The sequence below is a fragment of the Tateyamaria sp. genome, from assembly GCF_059783535.1.
Genome location: NZ_JBYNDP010000083.1, coordinates 1 through 18,109, shown reverse-complemented (window position 1 = coordinate 18,109; position 18,109 = coordinate 1). Strand labels below are relative to the sequence as shown.

The 18,109-nt window shown below is 58.3% G+C and carries 19 protein-coding genes and 1 tRNA gene; 16 read left to right on the top strand and 4 right to left on the bottom strand.

Features of this window, described 5'->3' with window-relative positions:
* From AC6RA8_RS15190 to AC6RA8_RS15140, 11 genes are all read left to right on the top strand, one after another.
* Window positions 1–354, top strand: a 354-nt coding sequence (locus AC6RA8_RS15190; RefSeq protein ID WP_500353611.1) for a SufD family Fe-S cluster assembly protein, incomplete at its 5' end; no start/stop codon positions are given.
* Between the two features lie 3 nt (window positions 355–357).
* On the top strand, window positions 358–549 hold the full coding sequence (locus AC6RA8_RS15185) for a hypothetical protein (protein ID WP_500353609.1): 192 nt from the start codon (window positions 358–360) through the stop codon (window positions 547–549).
* A complete protein-coding gene (locus AC6RA8_RS15180) occupies window positions 546–839 on the top strand; it encodes a hypothetical protein (protein ID WP_500353608.1) in 294 nt (97 codons plus the stop codon). Before AC6RA8_RS15185 ends, AC6RA8_RS15180 begins: the two co-directional genes overlap by 4 nt.
* A gap of 4 nt (window positions 840–843) precedes the next feature.
* Window positions 844–1,176, top strand: a complete 333-nt coding sequence (locus AC6RA8_RS15175; RefSeq protein WP_500353606.1) for a hypothetical protein — start codon at window positions 844–846, stop codon at window positions 1,174–1,176.
* 10 nt (window positions 1,177–1,186) lie between these two features.
* Window positions 1,187–1,501: a heavy metal-binding domain-containing protein gene (locus AC6RA8_RS15170; RefSeq protein ID WP_299201084.1), complete on the top strand. Its 315-nt coding sequence runs from the start codon at window positions 1,187–1,189 to the stop codon at window positions 1,499–1,501.
* Window positions 1,502–1,533: 32 nt separating this feature from the next.
* Complete coding sequence (sufC, locus tag AC6RA8_RS15165; RefSeq protein ID WP_500353604.1) at window positions 1,534–2,289, top strand: Fe-S cluster assembly ATPase SufC; 756 nt, start codon at window positions 1,534–1,536, stop codon at window positions 2,287–2,289.
* On the top strand, window positions 2,289–3,563 hold the full coding sequence (locus tag AC6RA8_RS15160; RefSeq protein ID WP_500353602.1) for a SufB/SufD family protein: 1,275 nt from the start codon (window positions 2,289–2,291) through the stop codon (window positions 3,561–3,563). The genes sufC and AC6RA8_RS15160 overlap by 1 nt, the downstream gene beginning before the upstream one ends.
* Window position 3,564: 1 nt before the next feature.
* Complete coding sequence (locus tag AC6RA8_RS15155) at window positions 3,565–4,047, top strand: YIP1 family protein (RefSeq protein WP_500353600.1); 483 nt, start codon at window positions 3,565–3,567, stop codon at window positions 4,045–4,047.
* The gene (locus AC6RA8_RS15150) at window positions 4,044–4,649 is read left to right on the top strand and encodes a Yip1 family protein (protein WP_500353598.1); all 606 of its coding nucleotides are present in this window, start codon (window positions 4,044–4,046) and stop codon (window positions 4,647–4,649) included. Before AC6RA8_RS15155 ends, AC6RA8_RS15150 begins: the two co-directional genes overlap by 4 nt.
* Window positions 4,642–5,862, top strand: a complete 1,221-nt coding sequence (locus AC6RA8_RS15145; protein WP_500353596.1) for a cysteine desulfurase — start codon at window positions 4,642–4,644, stop codon at window positions 5,860–5,862. Before AC6RA8_RS15150 ends, AC6RA8_RS15145 begins: the two co-directional genes overlap by 8 nt.
* Window positions 5,863–6,352: 490 nt before the next feature.
* A complete protein-coding gene (locus AC6RA8_RS15140) occupies window positions 6,353–7,729 on the top strand; it encodes a DUF3179 domain-containing (seleno)protein (protein ID WP_500353594.1) in 1,377 nt (458 codons plus the stop codon).
* 66 nt (window positions 7,730–7,795) lie between these two features.
* On the opposite strand, the gene AC6RA8_RS15135 is transcribed toward AC6RA8_RS15140, so the two are convergent.
* The 3 genes from AC6RA8_RS15135 to mepK all read right to left on the bottom strand — a co-directional run bounded on the left by AC6RA8_RS15135 (window position 7,796) and on the right by mepK (window position 10,689).
* Window positions 7,796–7,872, bottom strand: a tRNA-Arg gene (locus AC6RA8_RS15135).
* Window positions 7,873–7,953: 81 nt separating this feature from the next.
* Window positions 7,954–9,912, bottom strand: coding sequence for a bifunctional 2',3'-cyclic-nucleotide 2'-phosphodiesterase/3'-nucleotidase (locus AC6RA8_RS15130; protein WP_500353592.1), 1,959 nt, complete (start codon window positions 9,910–9,912; stop codon window positions 7,954–7,956).
* Between the two features lie 231 nt (window positions 9,913–10,143).
* Window positions 10,144–10,689 (bottom strand): peptidoglycan L,D-endopeptidase MepK, encoded by a 546-nt coding sequence (gene mepK, locus AC6RA8_RS15125; RefSeq protein WP_189370843.1) that lies wholly within the window; start codon window positions 10,687–10,689, stop codon window positions 10,144–10,146.
* Between the two features lie 363 nt (window positions 10,690–11,052).
* Between mepK and AC6RA8_RS15120 the strand changes: the two genes are divergently transcribed.
* The 4 genes from AC6RA8_RS15120 to AC6RA8_RS15105 are packed head-to-tail and all read left to right on the top strand — an operon-like array spanning window position 11,053 to window position 15,263.
* The gene (locus AC6RA8_RS15120; protein WP_500353590.1) at window positions 11,053–12,633 is read left to right on the top strand and encodes a L,D-transpeptidase family protein; all 1,581 of its coding nucleotides are present in this window, start codon (window positions 11,053–11,055) and stop codon (window positions 12,631–12,633) included.
* A gap of 36 nt (window positions 12,634–12,669) precedes the next feature.
* The gene (locus tag AC6RA8_RS15115; protein WP_500353589.1) at window positions 12,670–13,761 is read left to right on the top strand and encodes a UDP-3-O-(3-hydroxymyristoyl)glucosamine N-acyltransferase; all 1,092 of its coding nucleotides are present in this window, start codon (window positions 12,670–12,672) and stop codon (window positions 13,759–13,761) included.
* Window positions 13,762–13,794: 33 nt separating this feature from the next.
* On the top strand, window positions 13,795–14,055 hold the full coding sequence (locus AC6RA8_RS15110) for an acyl carrier protein (RefSeq protein ID WP_500353587.1): 261 nt from the start codon (window positions 13,795–13,797) through the stop codon (window positions 14,053–14,055).
* Entirely contained in the window at window positions 14,055–15,263 is a 1,209-nt protein-coding gene (locus AC6RA8_RS15105; protein ID WP_500353585.1) for a beta-ketoacyl-[acyl-carrier-protein] synthase family protein, read from the top strand. The genes AC6RA8_RS15110 and AC6RA8_RS15105 overlap by 1 nt, the downstream gene beginning before the upstream one ends.
* A 45-nt stretch (window positions 15,264–15,308) precedes the next feature.
* On the opposite strand, the gene AC6RA8_RS15100 is transcribed toward AC6RA8_RS15105, so the two are convergent.
* Window positions 15,309–15,956: an invasion associated locus B family protein gene (locus AC6RA8_RS15100; protein ID WP_500353583.1), complete on the bottom strand. Its 648-nt coding sequence runs from the start codon at window positions 15,954–15,956 to the stop codon at window positions 15,309–15,311.
* Between the two features lie 417 nt (window positions 15,957–16,373).
* On the opposite strand from AC6RA8_RS15100, the gene AC6RA8_RS15095 reads away from it, so the two are divergent.
* Window positions 16,374–17,915, top strand: coding sequence for a helicase HerA-like domain-containing protein (locus tag AC6RA8_RS15095; protein ID WP_500353581.1), 1,542 nt, complete (start codon window positions 16,374–16,376; stop codon window positions 17,913–17,915).
* The last annotated feature ends 194 nt before the right edge of the window (window positions 17,916–18,109 follow it).

Below are 18,109 nucleotides of genomic sequence, written 5' to 3'. Positions count from 1 at the left end.
GCGGGCAAGGCCCAGAACACCTATCGTGGTCTTGTGTCGATGCACCCCAAAGCCAAGGACAGCCGCAACTACACCCAGTGCGACAGCCTGTTGATTGGTGACAAATGCGGCGCCCACACGGTTCCGTATATCGAGGTCAAGAACAACTCGAGCCGCGTGGAACACGAGGCGACGACATCCAAGGTGGATGACGACCAGCTCTTCTACTGCCGCAGCCGTGGCATGGACGAGGAAGAGGCGGTGGCCCTTGTGGTCAACGGCTTCTGCAAGGACGTGCTGCAGGCGCTGCCGATGGAGTTTGCCATGGAAGCGCAGCAACTGGTTGCCATCTCGCTCGAAGGGTCGGTGGGCTGATCCATGTCTGAACCGAAGGAACCTCGGTCCGCCTTTGCGACCATGGCCTTGTCCGTCCTTGGGGGTGCGGCACTTGGTGGTGGCGTAGGGGTGCTGTTCTTGCCTGACTTCGCCGCGGCGCTTGCCATTGGCGGGGCGATGACAGGCGGGGCAATCGGGGCGGCGTTCTTTCTCTTTGCCGGGGCTGACCGATGAAGGACCTGCCAAACACACAGCGGACCGACGCCAGGATCAAACGCCACGTGGTCTCGAACCTCGACGGTACGCAGCAGGGCGGGCTGGCTTTTATCATCGCTGTGATCGGCGGGATGATCGCAGCAGCGTCCCTTGCGCCCGGTGCTTTGACGTCCTTCTGGGTGTGGTTCGCGCTTTTGATGCTGTCCGTCGCAGTGGCGACGGGAACTCAAAGGCTGTTTGCCCGCGATGCTGTGGAAGATGCGGTACAACGCGCATCGTCTCAATGCGTCTCTGAGCAAAAGGGGTAGATGAATGGCACCTGATGCACCACGCAAGCCAAGCGGTCTCCAAATTCGCTTCGGGCACCCCGGTCGGCTCTTGCCGGAAACACGCGAACTGACCTTGCTGATCCTTGGCCACCTGATCGTGTTCATGCTGTCCATCGCACACGATGAAATCGTGGCCGAGATGGTGGCAGACGGCTGGTTCATCGCCAAATACGCCGAACGGTTCGAGATCCTGATGGGATTCGTACTGTTCCTGTGCTGGGGCGCGTTGACGCTGCGGTTCGTGACGATCCTGCGATGTGCACGCGCCGGTGATGGCCTGTGCCGCGACTGCGGTCAGCCACATGGAAAAGACTGAAGGGCGCACGATGATCCTGACCACAACAAACACGGTCGAAGGCCGAAAGGTCACCGACTACCGCGGCATTGTCGTGGGCGAGGCGATCATGGGCGCCAATATTGTCCGCGATTTCTTTGCCGGTGTCAGGGACATCGTGGGCGGTCGCGCCGGTGCATATGAATCCAAACTTCAAGACGCACGCGATATGGCAATGGCCGAACTGGAACAACGTGCGGCAGCGCTCGGCGCGAACGCCGTCATCGGAATAGACCTCGACTACGAGGTTGTTGGGGACTCAATGTTGATGGTCAGTGTCTCGGGCACCGCCGTCATTCTGCAATAGCGCGCGACAGGCGCGAGACGAGGAAAAGAAAAATGCTGAATATCAAAAACTTGCATGTTCAACTTGAAGAAGAAGACAAGCAGATTTTGAAAGGTGTCGACCTGACCGTTGAGGCGGGCAAGGTGCACGCCATCATGGGGCCAAACGGCTCGGGCAAGTCCACCTTGTCCTATGTCTTGTCGGGCCGGGATGGCTATGAAGTTACAGATGGCGAGGCGACGCTGGACGGCGAAGACCTGCTCGACATGGAGCCGGAAGAACGCGCCGCTGTGGGCCTGTTTCTGGCCTTCCAATACCCGGTTGAAATCCCCGGCGTTGGTAACATGACCTTCCTGCGCACCGCCGTAAACGCACAGCGCAAGGCTCGGGGCGAAGATGAAATCAGCGCCGCCGACTTCCTCAAAGTGATCCGTGAGCGCGCCAAGGCTCTGAAAATCGACGCGGACATGCTCAAGCGCCCGGTCAATGTCGGCTTCTCCGGCGGTGAGAAAAAGCGCAATGAAATCCTGCAGATGGCGATGCTGGAACCCAAGATGTGTATCCTTGACGAAACCGATTCCGGTCTCGACGTGGATGCGATGAAACTAGTTGCTGAAGGTGTGAACGCGCTGCGCAACGAAGGGCGCGGATTCCTTGTCATCACGCACTACCAGCGTCTTCTGGACCACATCAAACCAGATGTTGTGCACATCATGGCGGATGGCAAAATCGTGAAAACCGGCGGGCCCGAGCTGGCGCTTGAAGTTGAAAACAACGGCTATGCCGACATTTTGGCTGAGGTGGCGTAATGGCTGAACCCGCACCAAAATCGAACCCGACCGAGGAACGTTTGGACACCCTCACCATGCCGCAAAACGGCTGGGCGGATGCCGCGCGCAAAGCGGCATTGGCTCGTGTCCGTGAGATGGGTCTGCCCGGACGCCGCGACGAATATTGGAAGTTCACGCGGCCAGACAGCCTCGTGCAACCGACAGCCCCGGCAGCCGCCTTGTTTCACAATGAAGAGGCGCCGCTGTTTGGTGAACTCGACAGGCTGAAGATCGTTTTTGTCGATGGTGTTTTTGATGCCGAACAATCGGATGATCTGGCCCTGTCCGGTGTACGGATCGACCGGCTGGCTGAAAGTGCTGACATTCACTGGGCGTCTGACCTTTATGGAACGCTCGAGGGGAACGGCCACTACGTGCCCCGGCCTCTGGCTGCGTTGAACACGGCATACGCCACTGATGGTGTGCTGATCCATGTCACGGACAAAGCTGAAAAGCCGATCAACTTCATCTACTTGCATGAAAACGAAACATCGGATGCTATCCTGCACCACGTTGTCAAGCTTGATGCCGGGGCCGAGCTAACATTGCTTGAAACCGGCCCAGCGGCGGCGCGGTTCAATAAGGCGATGGAAGTGGATGTGGCCGATGGCGCGACCTTCCACCATGTGCGTGCCCAGGGGCGCGACCATGAACGCCGCGCGGCGACGCATATCTTTGCGCGTCTGGGCGCTGAATCCGTGTTCAAGTCGTTCACGTTGACCGTGAATGGTCGTCTGACCCGCAACGAGTGCGTGATCGACATCACCGGCGACGATGCGGTCGCGCATGTTGCCGGGGCCTGCGTGGGCGATGGCGATTTCCACCACGACGATACCGTTTTTGTCACCCATGACGCGCTGCGCTGCGAAAGCCGCCAGGTGTTCAAGAAGGTGCTGCGCAACGGAGCGGTAGGTGTGTTTCAAGGCAAGATTCTTGTCAAGGAAGGTGCCCAGAAAACAGATGGTTACCAGATCAGCCAGTCGCTTTTGCTGGATGATGACAGCCAGTTCCTCGCCAAGCCTGAGTTGGAAATCTATGCCGACGATGTGGCGTGTTCCCACGGGTCCACGTCCGGTGCAATCGACGAAGAGGCGGTGTTCTACCTACGCTCACGTGGCGTCCCGGCCGAGATTGCGACTGATCTGCTGACGTTGGCCTTCCTCGCCGAGGCCGTGGAAGAGATCGAAGACGAAGTTTTGCGCGACGCATTGGTCGAACGCCTGCAAGGCTGGCTGGAGCGTCACCGAGGCTAAAATGGCCATCACAGGGAACATTACGGCCACGTATCGTGGTCCGGGGCGCGTCGTGAGGCGTTTGCTTGAGCTTGGCCAGCGCGAAGATCGTGCGCTGGCCTATCTCATGGCGTCTTGCGCCCTGGTCTTCATCGCGCAATTGCCGCGATTGGCGCGCGAGGCGCATTTGACCGGTCAGGATCTTAACATGCTGATGGGGGCCTCTCTCATGGCGTGGATTTTCGTGGCGCCGCTCTTGTTCTACGTGATTGCCTTTGCAGCACGCGGTGTCGGGCGCATTTTGCGCGGGCAGGGCACGTCCTATGGCGCGCGGTTGGCACTGTTTTGGGCGCTGCTTGCGTCCTCCCCCCTGATTTTGCTGCATGGTCTGATCGCGGGCTTCGTTGGCCCGGGCATCCAGCTTCAGACCGTGGGCCTGATCTGGTTCATGGTCTTCATGTGGTTCTGGATCGGTGGCTCCATCGCACAGGAGCGGGCAGCGTGAACGCTGTCGCAGATCTGGCGGTCGAGACGCTGCGGGACCCCAAAGAGGTGGCGCAGCGGATCATCGGATGGCATCTGGATCGGCAGACCCTCTATTTTGCGCTGTTTGCCGTCGCTGCGGTCAATGCCATTCTGGCCTCTGCGCCCGTAGTGCTGGCCCCGGGTTCCATTGATCCTGCCGCGCAGGCGGCGATCCCGCTTCTGGCCTTGCTTGAACGGCCCTTTGCGCTTTTTGCGATGATCGCGGGCGGGCTTCTGGTGATGGTGCACGGGCTGGTCTGGGCGGGGCGCGCCCTTGGCGGGCATGGAGAATTCACAGACATGCTGGCCCTGCTGACCTGGTTGCAGGCATTACGTGCAGCGGCCCAAGCGGTTGTGCTTGTGCTGAGCTTTATCGTGCCAGGTATTGCCGGGCTTGTGGCTTTGGTTGTCGCCATCGTGGCTTTTTGGCTGTTGTTGCACTTTGTCAGCGCGGCCTTGCGCTTTGACTCGCTTTTTCGTGCTTTTGGCCTGCTGATCATCGTGTTAGCGGGCCTGTTTATTGGAATGATGATGCTTGTGACGTTGACCGGCGTGACGGCAGGAGGACTTGCGAATGTATGATGTGAACGCCATCCGGGCGGATTTTCCTATTCTCAGCCGCGAGGTTAATGGCAAGCCGCTGGTCTATCTGGACAATGGTGCATCCGCCCAGAAGCCGCAGGTCGTCATCGACGCCATTTCCAAGGCATACTCCGAGGAATATGCAAATGTTCACAGAGGCTTGCACTTTCTTTCTAATCTTGCAACCGACAATTACGAAAGCGTCCGTGGCAAGCTGGCCCGCTTCCTGAATGCAGGGTCCGAGGATGAGATCGTGATGAACTCCGGCACGACCGAGGGCATCAACATGGTGGCCTACGGCTGGGCCATGTCACGGATGGAGGCGGGCGACGAGATTATCCTGTCCGTCATGGAGCACCACGCAAACATCGTACCTTGGCACTACCTACGAGAACGGCAGGGTGTTGTTCTGAAATGGGTGGATGTGGATGCCACCGGAGCGCTTGATCCACAGAAGGTCATCGATGCGATTGGGCCCAAGACGAAACTGGTGGCCGTCACTCACATGTCCAACGTTCTGGGCACCAAGGTGGATGTGAAAGCCATCTGCGAAGGTGCACATGCCAAGGGCGTGCCAGTCCTTGTCGACGGGTCACAGGCTGCGGTTCACATGCCGGTTGACGTGCAGGATCTGGGCGCGGACTTCTACGCCATCACGGGCCACAAACTCTATGGGCCCTCGGGATCGGGAGCCATCTATTGTAAGGCCGAACGCATGGCCGAGATGCACCCGTTCATCGGCGGCGGCGACATGATCAAGGAAGTGTTCAAGGACGGTGTCATCTACAACGATCCGCCCCACAAGTTCGAGGCGGGCACACCAGGCATCGTGCAGATGATCGGGTTGGGCGTCGCGCTGGACTATATGATGGGTCACGGGATGGAGGCCATCGCGGCGCACGAGGATTCGTTGCGCGACTACACGGTGGAGAAATTGGGTGGGCTCAACTGGCTGCAGGTGCAGGGCACGACCCCGGACAAGGGCGCCATTTTCTCGTTCACTTTGGACGGTGCAGGGCACGCACATGACATCTCGACCATCCTGGACAAGAAGGGCGTGGCGGTGCGGGCTGGTCAGCATTGCGTGGGTCCGCTGATGGAGCATATGGGGCTCAATGCCACCTGCCGCGCGTCCTTTGGCATGTACAACACCAAGGAAGAGGTGGACGTGCTGGTGGACGCGTTGGAGCTGGCGCACGACCTGTTTGCGTGATCTGTCCCCGCGAGGACAAGGCGTGGTGAGGTTTGTCCAAATATTCAATGGTTTGTGATTGCTGCACGATCTCAAGGGATTGCGTGGCGCACGCTGCATTTTGTGGATGTCAACCAGCGTTAAGGCACGCTGTTGCCCGACGGCGGGCGGTTTCGCAATAGACCGTCTTAACTTGTTGATATCGCAGTGCCGCTGATGTGGTTCGTGGTGTAACCGTATCGGTTGAGGCAGTTTTATCTGGCCAGAATTCAACCGCCGCCGACGGTCATCACGGCAAATCAATGTCGCGCGAATTCCTCCGGCTGTTCACTAAGACTGATGCAATCGTGATTGGGTGGCTTGGGCAATCCGATGCACAGTTGTGCACATACACACCCGAATGCCGGTTGATCGCGTGACGAAAGTGGCAGGGCGCGCTGGCCTTTTCCCACAACCACAGGTGCGTTCGGGGCTGCTTAGAATCTCAAGAGGTCTGCTTATGGCAAACAGAATGCTCACCCTTTCGCGCAGTTTTGCTTTGGTGGCATCGCTGCTGTTATCCCAGACCATGCCCGGTGAGGTGCTGGCGCAGACAACAACCGAGTATCCTGATTATGTGATCGAAGAATTCGGGAACCCACCAGCCGTGCCAAGTGGTGAGTTGTCATCGGCGATGCAGTTCGCAGTAAGTGTGGCGTTTGTCGACAGTGTCGCCTTATCAACCTGGGATGAGAACCAGACACTGGCCCTTTCGGAAATTGCCAAGTCCAAGGACCCACGGCTTGCGTGGTTGATCAGCGATATGATGCGCTTTGCAGCCTCGGAACGGTTGCACGACACGCTGTCCTCTGCCGCGTCTGACTTGCTGGGCAAGAGATTTGACGGTGCCAACAATTGGGGCACTGTCACAGATCATTTGATCGCGTGGGATATTCCCGCACCGCCGGACTATCTTCGGCTCAAGCGTGCCATTTATACCGGCATTGTGCCCGGTTGGGACAACATCTTTGTCGGGGGCGATATCGACTGGAGGCTGGTGTCCTGGGGCGGTGTTCTGATTGACGATCGGGCGTACGACACCACTGACACGGGCTGCAATTGCATCCCAGCCGCCGACAACCCCGAAGTGAGCACAGCCAAGGAAGCGGCATGGCTCGACGATGATGACATCGTTTTTGGTATCGAGGTGAACGGCGAATACCGTGCGTACCCCCGCCAGATCATGGAAGTGCGCGAGATGGTCAATGACACGCTCGGCGGTCGAGATCTGGGTATTCCATATTGCACGTTGTGTGGTGCCGCGCAGGCCTATTTCACCGATGACGTGCCTGCCGGTGTCAAACGTCCGATTTTGCGTACATCGGGCCTGCTCAGCCGGTCGAACAAGGTGATGTACGACATCGAAACGTTCTCGGTCTTCGACACGTTTCTGGGACATGCTGTGACAGGTCCGCTGGCCGAAAAGAACGTCAAGTTGAAGCAGGCGACCGTTGTGACCACCGATTGGGGCACGTGGAAAGAACAGCATCCCGAAACGACGGTGTTATTGGAACGATATGCTCTGGGTCGTGACCCCGATTTTCGCAATGGCCGGGATGCAAATGGCCCGATCTTTCCGATTGGAGATGTAGATCCGAGGCTGCCTGTGCATGAAGACGTCATTGGCGTTGTCACCGCATCGGGAACGCCCATTGCTTTCCAACGCAGCACTGCGTTTGTCGCCCTGTCGCAAGGGGAGGACATTGCGTTCGAAAATGTCCGTCTGAAGCTGGATGCTGGCGGCATAAGAGCGGTGGATGCGGAGGGGGCGGATCTGGGCAGCCACGAGGCGTTTTGGTTTGCTTGGTCGCAGTTCTATCCTGAGACAGAATTGTGGACGTTGAAGTAGGTGCGGACCTTGGGTCGAACCTGCGCCGAAGTGATCTATCGGAAATTGGCAAATCTGTTTGGATGGTGGCGGACCATAGAGGATTCGAACCTCTGGCCTCTGCCTTCGGAGGGCAGCGCTCTATCCAGCTGAGCTAATGGTCCACTGGGGCGCGGTATAGCGGTGCCATCCGCGCCCTGCAATTGGAAATCTTAAGGCGCAGGTGTCCTGCGCCTTGGCCTGCGTTACAGCGAGATGCGGAACTGCGCGAAGCCGTCCGGACCATCGCCCGCAGGTTCGATTGTAACCCCTTTGACATCATCGATGTAGTCCTTGGCCTTGGGACCCGTTTCAAACAGGACCGAGGTGCCGTCGAGCGGTGCAAAGGACCAGTTGGCGTCAGCGCGGGGGCTGATTGTGCCTTGTTCCACGATGTAGCGCACAATCACGTCGCGGTTCGTGTCGGGGGCTTCAAACACGACCGTGTCACCCTTCGCGCCGGGGAAGTTGCCGCCGCCGCCTGCGCGGTAGTTGTTGGTCGCGATGATGAACTGTTTTTCAGGATCAATGGGTTCGCCATTGAACTTCAGGTCAACGATACGGTTGGCATCTGCATTGATCAACTCGCCCTTGGGGTCGAATTTCGAAGGTTGGCTGAGGTCGATCTGGTAGGTCACGCCATCCATCACGTCGAAATTGTAGCTGGGGAAGTCGGGGTTCAGCAGCGGCGCGTCGGTGCTGCCCGGTTCTACTTGATTGAACATGCCGGCGGAGCGTTCCAGCCAATCCTTTACCTCGGCGCCTGTGACCAGGACCGCACGCGCCGTGTTGGGGTAGAGATAGAGGTCCGAGACATTCTTGATCGCGACATCGCCCTTTGGAACGTCGGTGAAGTATTCGGGGCCACCACGTCCACCTGCCTTGAAAGGAGCGGCGGCAGAGAGGATCGGCAGCCCTTCATATTCGGTACCTTGCATCATCTGCGCGATATACCAACTTTGTGCAATCGACACGATCTGGACGGATGGGTCGTCGGCCACAAGTGCGAAATAGCTGTGCAGCGGTGCGTCGGTCTTTCCTACAGCGCGTCGGACATAGGCCAGTGTGGCGTCATGGTCGGCTTGCACGTTGTCGAGGACGGGTTGGTGGTCTTCCACGAGTGCCGTGACAGAGCGGTCTTCGTTGCGTTTGGAGATGGGCCGTGCTTCGGAGCCATGGCCGGTGATGCGCCAGCTTGCGCCATCGCGTTCCAGCATCAGGTCGATGACGCCCAGGTGCGAGCCCCAGAAGCCACCCATGGCCGCCGGTTTGCCGTGGATCGTGCCGTTCGCCACATCAACGGCGGGCAAGTCGGCATAGGTGGAGGAGGGGAAGACCTGGTGGTGGTGGCCCGTCAGGATGGCGTCGATGCCTTCCACGGCAGCAAGGGGGACCGAGGCGTTTTCCATGCCATCGGAGTGGTCGGCTGTGCCAATGCCGGAGTGGCTGAGCGCGATGATGATGTCGGCGCCTTGTTCCTTCATCAGTGGCACGAGCGTTTTGGCCGTCTCAACAATGTCGCGGGCCTGAACGTTCCCTTCGAGATGGCGGCGGTCCCAGTTCATGATCTGGGGTGGGACAAAACCGATCAGGCCGACCTTGATCGGGTGGGTTTCGCCGGCGCCATCCGTCACCGTTTGGTCGAGGATCACGAAGGGTGGCACCAGCGTTGTATCGGCCGCGGCATCCGCGCCTTGTTCTTTAGACACGTTTGCGCAGACCACGGGGAAATCGGCGCCTGCAAGGGACTTCATTAGGAAGTCGAGGCCGTAGTTGAATTCGTGGTTGCCGAGCGTTGCTGCGTCAAAGCCCACTGTGTTCATGGCGGTGATGATCGGGTGGCTGTCGCCTTCCTTCATGCCCCGTTCGTAGGCGATGTAGTCGCCCATCGGGTTGCCCTGTAGGAAGTCGCCGTTGTCGATGAGCATCGAGTTCGTGGCCTCGGCCCGGATGCTTTCGATGATGGAGGCGGTGCGGGACAGGCCCACAGTGTCGCGGGGTTTGTCCGCATAGTAGTCATAGGGAAAGACATGCACGTGCAGGTCGGTCGTTTCCATGATGCGCAGGTGTGCCTGATTGGTGCTGGCGTGCAGGGAGAACGGGTGCATGGCGGCGAAGGTGGCCGTGGTGGCCAGGAATGTGCGGCGTGAAATGAGATGTGTCATGTGGATCCCCCGGAATGTGTTCTGTGGTTCACGTTAGGCGCGTAATGCCGCCATGTCACAGTTTCATGTCTGATCTGGCAGAAGATCGCGCATTGTTGCCGCGTTTGAGCGCAGGGATTGACCAGATTTTTGCCGACGCCGCCGTTTGGAGTATCTCGAGGGAAAAACGTCACCCCCTTAAACGAAAAAAGGCGCCAATGGCGCCTCAAATCAGACTAAGCAGGTGTGGACCTATCCGCCCCAGGAGCGGACAACGCCGCAGTCCATGTGCACGAAGTTCGAGCCGGAGTATTTGCCGACGCCGCCACCGCGGCAGGCCTGCGCAGCACGCGCCATTTGGCTCACCGACCGGGTCGATAAGCGCAGGTCGGCAGCCTGACCTTTCATATGCAGCGAGTTCTTGGCCACGCCCCGGCTGCGCGAGCGCAGCATGGCGTTTGTTTTGGGGCTGCGGTAGCCCGAGAGCAGCATGTAGGGTTCGTCGACATTGAGCAGGTTGTGTGCGGCTGCCATAATGTCAACATTGCGCAAATCCATGGATTTAACGTCATCCGTACGCCAGTCACGCATGAAGTAGTTCACTTCTTTGACCGCGTCTTTGATGTAGTGACCTTCGATCCAATAGATCATGTCGATCCGTTCACCGGTGCGACCGGAATACATCCGAAGGCGGCGAATATCGCCCGCGCCGCGAAGAAATCCTGCTGCGTTTGAGAAAGTCGGTGCTGCGGTGATCGTCGTTGCCGCGAATGCGCCAAGTATTGCTCGGCGAGTCATGCCCGTAGAGGTGTTCTTTGTCATTTCACTGCGCGTCCCGTACGCCTGCCTGTCCGTGATGTTACACGGAGTTTGCTATCTCATCCCCAGATGCAACATTTGTATGGCATAGCTTGATTCGTTTACCAAGTGCTGAATCCGGTCCAATAGGGGTCGCAAGTCATTTGGGCAGATTTTTGCGCAAACCCTGACGATTGTGGCGCAAGCGCCCCAGAGCGATGCAGGCGCGCATCATGCAAGTGCTTCTTGCTGCCCTACCAGCAATGTGAATAGACAGGGCGCGCGCCGCTTTGGGATAACCTCAATCAATTGGCGTACAAGAATAATGGGTGCAATGTGACGGTGATTTTTTCTCGAATTTGGATGATGGCGCTGGCCGTGACGGCGGCTGCGTTTCTGACTGTCGTACCGCAAACAGCTTCGGCTGAGGTGACGGCATTCAAGCAGGCCGTGGCCGAGGCAGCAGCGCGGGACGCGGACATTGCCGAATTCTACAAGGCCAACGCCTACGGCAGCTTGTGGACTGGACGGACTGGTCGCGAGCGCCAGCGTCGCGCAGCATTGTTCAAGGCGTTGTCCAATGCGGACAATCACGGTCTGCCCGCTGCGCGTTATGATGCGGCAGGCCTTCAGGCCAAGATGAAGGCCGCCAAGACACAGCGTGATCGCGGTCTGATCGAAGTCGAAATGAGCCGCACCTTCCTGCAATATGCGCGTGACCTGCAGACGGGTGTGCTGGTTCCGTCGCGCGTGGATCGCGCCATCGTGCGGCAGGTACCGTATCGGGATCGCACATCGTATCTGGTGAACTTCTCCAAATCCTCACCATCCGGGTTCTTCAAGGCGCTGGCGCCGAAGACGATGGAGTACAACGCCCTGATGAAAGAGAAGCTGCGCATGGAGCGGCTGCTGGCCAAGGGCGGCTGGGGGCAGAAGGTGCCCGTGAGCTCTCTGAAGCCAGGTCAGACGGGCGATGCTGTCGCGATCATGCGCAATCGTCTGATTGCCATGGGCTTTTTGAAGCGTACCAACACGCAGACCTATGATGCGAGCATCCAATCGGCTGTGCAGCAATTCCAGTTGGCGCATGGTCTGGTGGCTGACGGCGTGGCCGGTCAGGGCACCATGACAGAGCTGAACACATCAGTGCAGCAGCGCCTGCAATCCATCATCGTCGCGATGGAGCGTGAGCGTTGGGTCAATCAGGAGCGCGGCAAACGTCATATCCTAGTCAACATCCCAGACTTCACCGCCAAGATTATCGATGGGGGCAAGGTCACATTCGAAACCCGCTCGGTCGTTGGTGCCAACAAAGATGATCGTCCCACGCCAGAATTCTCGGACGTGATGGAGTTCATGGTCATTAACCCCAGCTGGTACGTACCGCGTTCGATCGTGACGAAGGAATACCTGCCAGCGCTCAAGCGCAACCCCAATGCCGTGCGCCATATCGAGATCACGGATAGCCGAGGCCGAAAGGTCAATCGCGGTGCGGTCAACTTCTCTCAGTACACGGCCAAGACTTTCCCATTCGCCATGCGTCAGCCGCCCAGTAAGGGCAATGCGCTGGGTCTTGTGAAGTTCATGTTCCCGAATGTGCACAACATCTATCTGCATGACACACCGGCCAAGAACCTATTTGGCCGCGAAGTGCGTGCCTATAGCCATGGCTGTGTGCGTCTGGCTGATCCTTTCGACTTTGCCTACGCTTTGCTGGCCAAGCAGGAAGCGCAGCCGGAAAAGTACTTCCAGTTTGTTCTGGCGACGGGTCGTGAAACGCGTGTGGACCTCAAGGCGCCGGTGCCGGTGCACCTGATTTACCGCACTGCCTTTACCACTCCCAAAGGCCACACCCAGTACCGCCGCGACATCTATGGCCGTGACGCCAAGATCTGGAATGCGCTTGCGAATGCAGGGGTGGCCCTGCGCGCGGTTCAGGGGTAAATCCTGCCCCTGAGGCTGCAGCCAAAGGGGACCGCCATGCGTTACACCATTGCCGAGATTGCCGATGCACTGGAGGCGGAGGCGGTTGGTGATACCAGCTTGGTGGTGACGGGCCTGTCAGAGCCCGCTCAGGCAGGGCCAGAGGATTTGGCCCTTGCCAGCAACGCCAAATATGCAGGCAGCATCGCTGCAGGTGCAGCGAAAGCCGCCTTGCTGTGGGACGGCGCCGATTGGGAAACGTTAGGACTGACGTCCGCGATCCTGCCGCAGCGCCCCCGCTTTGCCATGTCGCGCCTGACAACAATGGCTGATCCGGGGCAAGGCTTTGGCACCGGCATCCATCCAAGCGCCGTTGTTGACCCCACTGCGCGCGTCGGCGCGGATGTCACTATTGGTGCGGGTGCGGTCATTGGACCCGAGGCCGAGATTGACAATGGATCGGTCATCGGGCCGCTGTCTTTTGTTGGTTGGCGCGCGTCGCTTGGCCCAAACGCTTACTTGCGTGAACAGGTTACCATAGGGGCGGGTGTAAAGATCGGCGCCAATTTCATTGCCAATCCGGGTGCGCGGGTTGGCGGCGATGGGTTTTCCTTTGTGACACCGGAAAAGAGCGGCGTGGAATCGGTCAGGGAATCTCTGGGCGATCAGGGTGAGGCAACAGGCCAGCCTTGGGCACGTATCGCGAGCCTTGGGGCCGTTGTGATTGGGGACGATGTCGAAATGGGGAGCAATTCCGTCATCGACAACGGAACCATTCGGCCAACAACCATCGGCAACCGGACCAAGATCGACAACCTTGTCCATATTGGACACAACTGTGTCGTCGGAGAAGATAATCTGCTGTGTGGTTGCGTTGGCCTTGCCGGGTCGGTGATCGTGGGCAACTTCGTCGTCATGGCGGGTCAGGTCGGTGTGTCCGACAACCTGACCATTGGAAACAACGTTGTGTTGGCTGCCGCCAGCAAGGTGTTGAGTTCTGTGCGCGATGGAAAGGTGATGATGGGGTATCCCGCCACCGAGATGAAAACCAACCTGGACATGTTCAAGAACACGCGGCGACTGACCCGCGTTCTTCGCGACGTCGCGGAGTTGAAGAAAGCGGTTTTCAAGTCCGACGCCAATGACTAAATCAACGCCAAGTCAGGCAAGGGGGCGGGCGTCATGAGCATCAAGGACAAAGTCATTGGGATCGTCGCGGAGCAAGCCATGCTGGAACGGAGCGACGTGGCGCCGGAGAATACGCTGGAAGACCTCGGGATAGACAGCCTTGGCTTGGTGGAAAGCATTTTCGCCATTGAGGAAGAGTTCGATATCCAGATTCCCTTCAATGCCAACGAACCCGAGGCGAGCGATTTCGACATATCTAACGTTCAGTCGATCATTTCCGGCATCGAGCGGCTGGTTGCAGAACAGAAAACCTGATGCCCCGCGTTGTGATTACCGGCGCGGGCACCGTGAATGCCCTGGGGCATGATGTCCCCGAAACGCTTGCCGCAATGCGCGAGGGGAAATGTGGCATTGGCGAGCTGGATTTCCAGGATGTGGATCGGCTTGCCATCAAGATTGGTGGCCAGGTCCGTGGGTTCGAAGCCGAAGGACGCTATAACCGCCAGCAGATGAGCCTTTATGACCGGTTCACGCAGTTCACCCTCGCTGCTGCCAAGGAAGCGATAGAGCAGGCGGGACTGACGTTTTCTGGCGATGAGGCTGCCAGATCGGGTGTCATTCTGGGCACGGCAGCGGGCGGTGTCAGCACATGGGACCAGAATTACCGCCTTGTCTATGAAGAGGGAAAGAACCGCGTTCATCCCTTTGTGGTTCCGAAGCTGATGAACAATGCCGCCGCCAGCCACGTTTCGATGGAATGGAACCTCAAGGGGCCGTCCTTTACCGTCGCAACGGCCTGCGCGTCTTCCAATCACGCCATGGCGCAGGCTTTTCAGATGGTACGGACCGGTATGGCTCCGGTCATGATCACGGGCGGTTCGGAAAGCATGTTGTGCTTTGGCGGTGTCAAGGCCTGGGAAGGGCTGCGGGTGATGTCCAAGGATGCTTGCCGCCCATTCTCAGCCAATCGTAATGGCATGGTGCAGGGCGAGGGCGCTGGCATTTTCGTGTTCGAGGAATATGAGCACGCGAAGGCGCGTGGGGCAGAAATCTTGTGCGAGGTTGCCGGGTTTGCCATGTCGTCGGATGCGGCCGATATCGTGATGCCATCAAAGAATGGTGCTGCACGTGCCATGTCCGGTGCGCTGGCGGACGCTGGCGTGAATGCTGATGAGGTGGGTTACATCAATGCACATGGGACGGGCACCGCTGCCAATGACAAGACGGAATGCGCAGCCGTTGCCGATGTGTTCGGGCCGCATGCAGACAAGTTGATGATTTCTTCCACCAAGTCGATGCATGGACACCTGATTGGCGGCACTGGTGCGGTGGAGTTGCTTGCCTGCATCATGGCACTGTGTGAGGGCGTGATTGCGCCGACGATTGGCTATGAAGAGCCTGATCCGGAATGTGCGCTTGATGTTGTTCCGAACGAGGCACGGGATGCCGACGTAGACGTTGTTTTATCGAACGCCTTTGCCTTTGGTGGAATGAATGCAGTTCTGGCACTGAGAAAAGTATAAAAGCCGCCCCTGAAGGCGGCTTTTTTGTTCGGCTATGTACCGAGTTCAGAACTGTGCAATCGACGTTTTGTCGAAGGACGCAGTGAACCCTTTAAGTGACATAGTTAGTTCAACTTTTTGGTCGGGAGCCAGCGCGGGTACGATGGTCAGCTTTGCATTTGCACCACGCCGGAACTGTGCCACTTCCTCGGCCACCAGACCAACGCGTGAATAGCAGCCGATCGGGTTGCAGAACGCATATGGATAACGGCGCGCTTGTCCACCATCGACTTCCATTGTCAGCTGCTGGGGTAGGGACGTTTCAAGCGGTACGATGATTGTAGCGCCTGCAACAGCGCGGCCACCTTCGGGCAGGCGGAAGATCGAAACTTCTGCAACCGGAGTACCTTCGTCATCCGACAAAAGTTGGTACATCTGGCAAGGCTCTTCACCTTCGTCTTCCGCCTTGATGCAACGCAACTCCCAATCACCATTGGTTTCCCTGGTATAGGTCTGGCCCACCTGAGGCTGTGATGCGTCCTCGCCGAGGCTCAGCTGGTCTTCGATCGCATTGCCAACACTCGGAGCATCAGTCGTGTTTTCGGGTACTGCGTCTTCGGTCGTCGTATCTTCGGTTGTCGTGTCCGTGGACTGGGCCATCGCGCCAAGTGGCAGCAAAAGGGCCACGGAGAGGGCAATCAGTGAAGTGCGCATGTCAATTCCGCTCTTGTTGCATTTGCCTGACTGCTAACACGGACCAAAGGCAGTGTCAGGAGCAAAGAGCAAAGTTTTCATGACCGGCATTAAACAGCAAAAAAGGGGACCCCAAAGCCCCCTTTTCCAATCTCTTCTCTCCCCGTCGGACTGGCCGACTTATGTGCGGGAACCTACGAGAGCCCTGCGCGGCGGTCAACAGTGAATGTCGGAAAATAAAAAGACCGTGAAATCAATATCTAAACCGGACGGTTTAGTTGTGAAAAAAAGGCCGCGCACGAAGCGCGGCCCAGTCTGACAGGGAGGAAGTGTTCCGCGCCGGGAGGACATCTCAGCGGGAACAAAAACACTATGGCACCCAAGTGTTAACTTTGTATGGTCGGCGCGGCAGGCCCAATGGACAAAAGGTTAACGGCAATGAGTGACAGTCTTTTTATCGGCGGCGGCGGCGTGGACTATGCTGAGAAGCAGGGACTGACGCTGAAATACGCCAATCGCCACGGGCTCATTGCCGGAGCGACGGGGACGGGGAAGACGGTCACGCTCCAGATTCTGGCCGAAGGGTTCTCGAATGCCGGGGTGCCGGTGTTTCTGTCCGACGTCAAAGGTGATTTGTCGGGGCTTGCCAAGTCAGGCACAGCCGAGCACAAGCTGCACGGTCCCTTCACGGAGCGGGCTGAGAAGATCGGTTTCACCGACTACACGTACCATGCCTGCCCGGTGACTTTCTGGGACATGTTCGGCCAGCAAGGTCACCCGGTGCGCACAACAGTGTCCGAGATGGGACCGCTTTTGCTGGCACAGTTGCTTGAATTGACCGAGGCGCAAGAGGGCATCCTGAACATTGCCTTCCGTCTTGCAGACGAAGAAGGCATGCCGCTTCTGGATCTGAAAGACCTCCAGGCCCTTCTGGTTTGGGTCGGTGAGAACGCCAAGGACCTCAGTCTGCGCTATGGCAACGTGTCGTCGCAATCCATTGGCGCCATCCAGCGGCGCCTGCTGGTGCTGGAGAACCAGGGTGCGAGCCAATTGTTCGGTGAGCCAGCGTTGGAGCTGTCCGACCTGATGCGCACGGATGCCTCCGGCAAGGGAATGGTGAACATTCTTGCGGCGGATCAGTTGATGGGGGCGCCGAAGCTCTATGCCACTTTCCTGTTGTGGCTGCTGTCCGAACTGTTCGAGGAACTGCCCGAAGTGGGTGATCCAGATAAACCCAAGCTCGTCTTCTTCTTTGACGAAGCGCATCTGCTGTTCGAGGACGCGCCCAAAGCGCTGGTCGACAAGGTGGAACAGGTGGCGCGACTGATCCGCTCCAAGGGGGTTGGTGTCTACTTCATCACCCAGAACCCTGCAGACGTCCCCGAGGATATTCTGGGTCAGTTGGGCAATCGGTTCCAGCATGCGCTGCGCGCCTTTACCGCGAAAGATCGCAAGGAGTTGCGGATGGCGGCAGAAACCTACCGCGAAAACCCGCGGTTTGAGACCGAAGAAGCCATTCGCGAGGTCGGCGTGGGTGAGGCTGTCACCTCGATGCTGCAAAAGAAGGGTGTGCCGGGGATTGTTGAGCGCACGTTGATCCGACCACCTTCATCGCAACTTGGACCGATCACCAAGGCCGAACGCGCTGCTCACCTAGCGGCCAGCGATATGGCCGGCAAGTATGATGAGCCGATGGACCGCAAGTCCGCCTTTGAAATTCTGAAGGCACGTGCAGATACCGCTGCCAAAGAGGCCGCCGAGGCAGAGGAGAAAGCCGAAGAGCTGGAACCTGTGCTGCGTGAGTTCAATGCGGGCCGCCGGTATTCCGGTGCGCGAGTGACACGTTCAACCTCAAAGCCCACGCGTCGCGGAGCGAGTTTTGGCGAAGCGATGACCAAGATGGTTGTGAAGGAACTGACCGGCACCACGGGGCGGCGTATGGTCCGCGGCATTTTGGGCGGCCTCTTCAAAGGGCGGTGAGATTGCACCATATCGGGCAGGAAGGCGTTGCGCCTTCGCCAAGATAGGGGCTGGATTGCTATGCCTGACGCGCATCGACTAAGACATGTTGTGTTTTTTCGGGCGAAGGAGCGCGCAGATGTGGACCGTGTGTTTGACGGCCTGTCCATTCTGGAGGCCAACCCGCATGCCGATGTGATCTCGGTTCGGAAGAA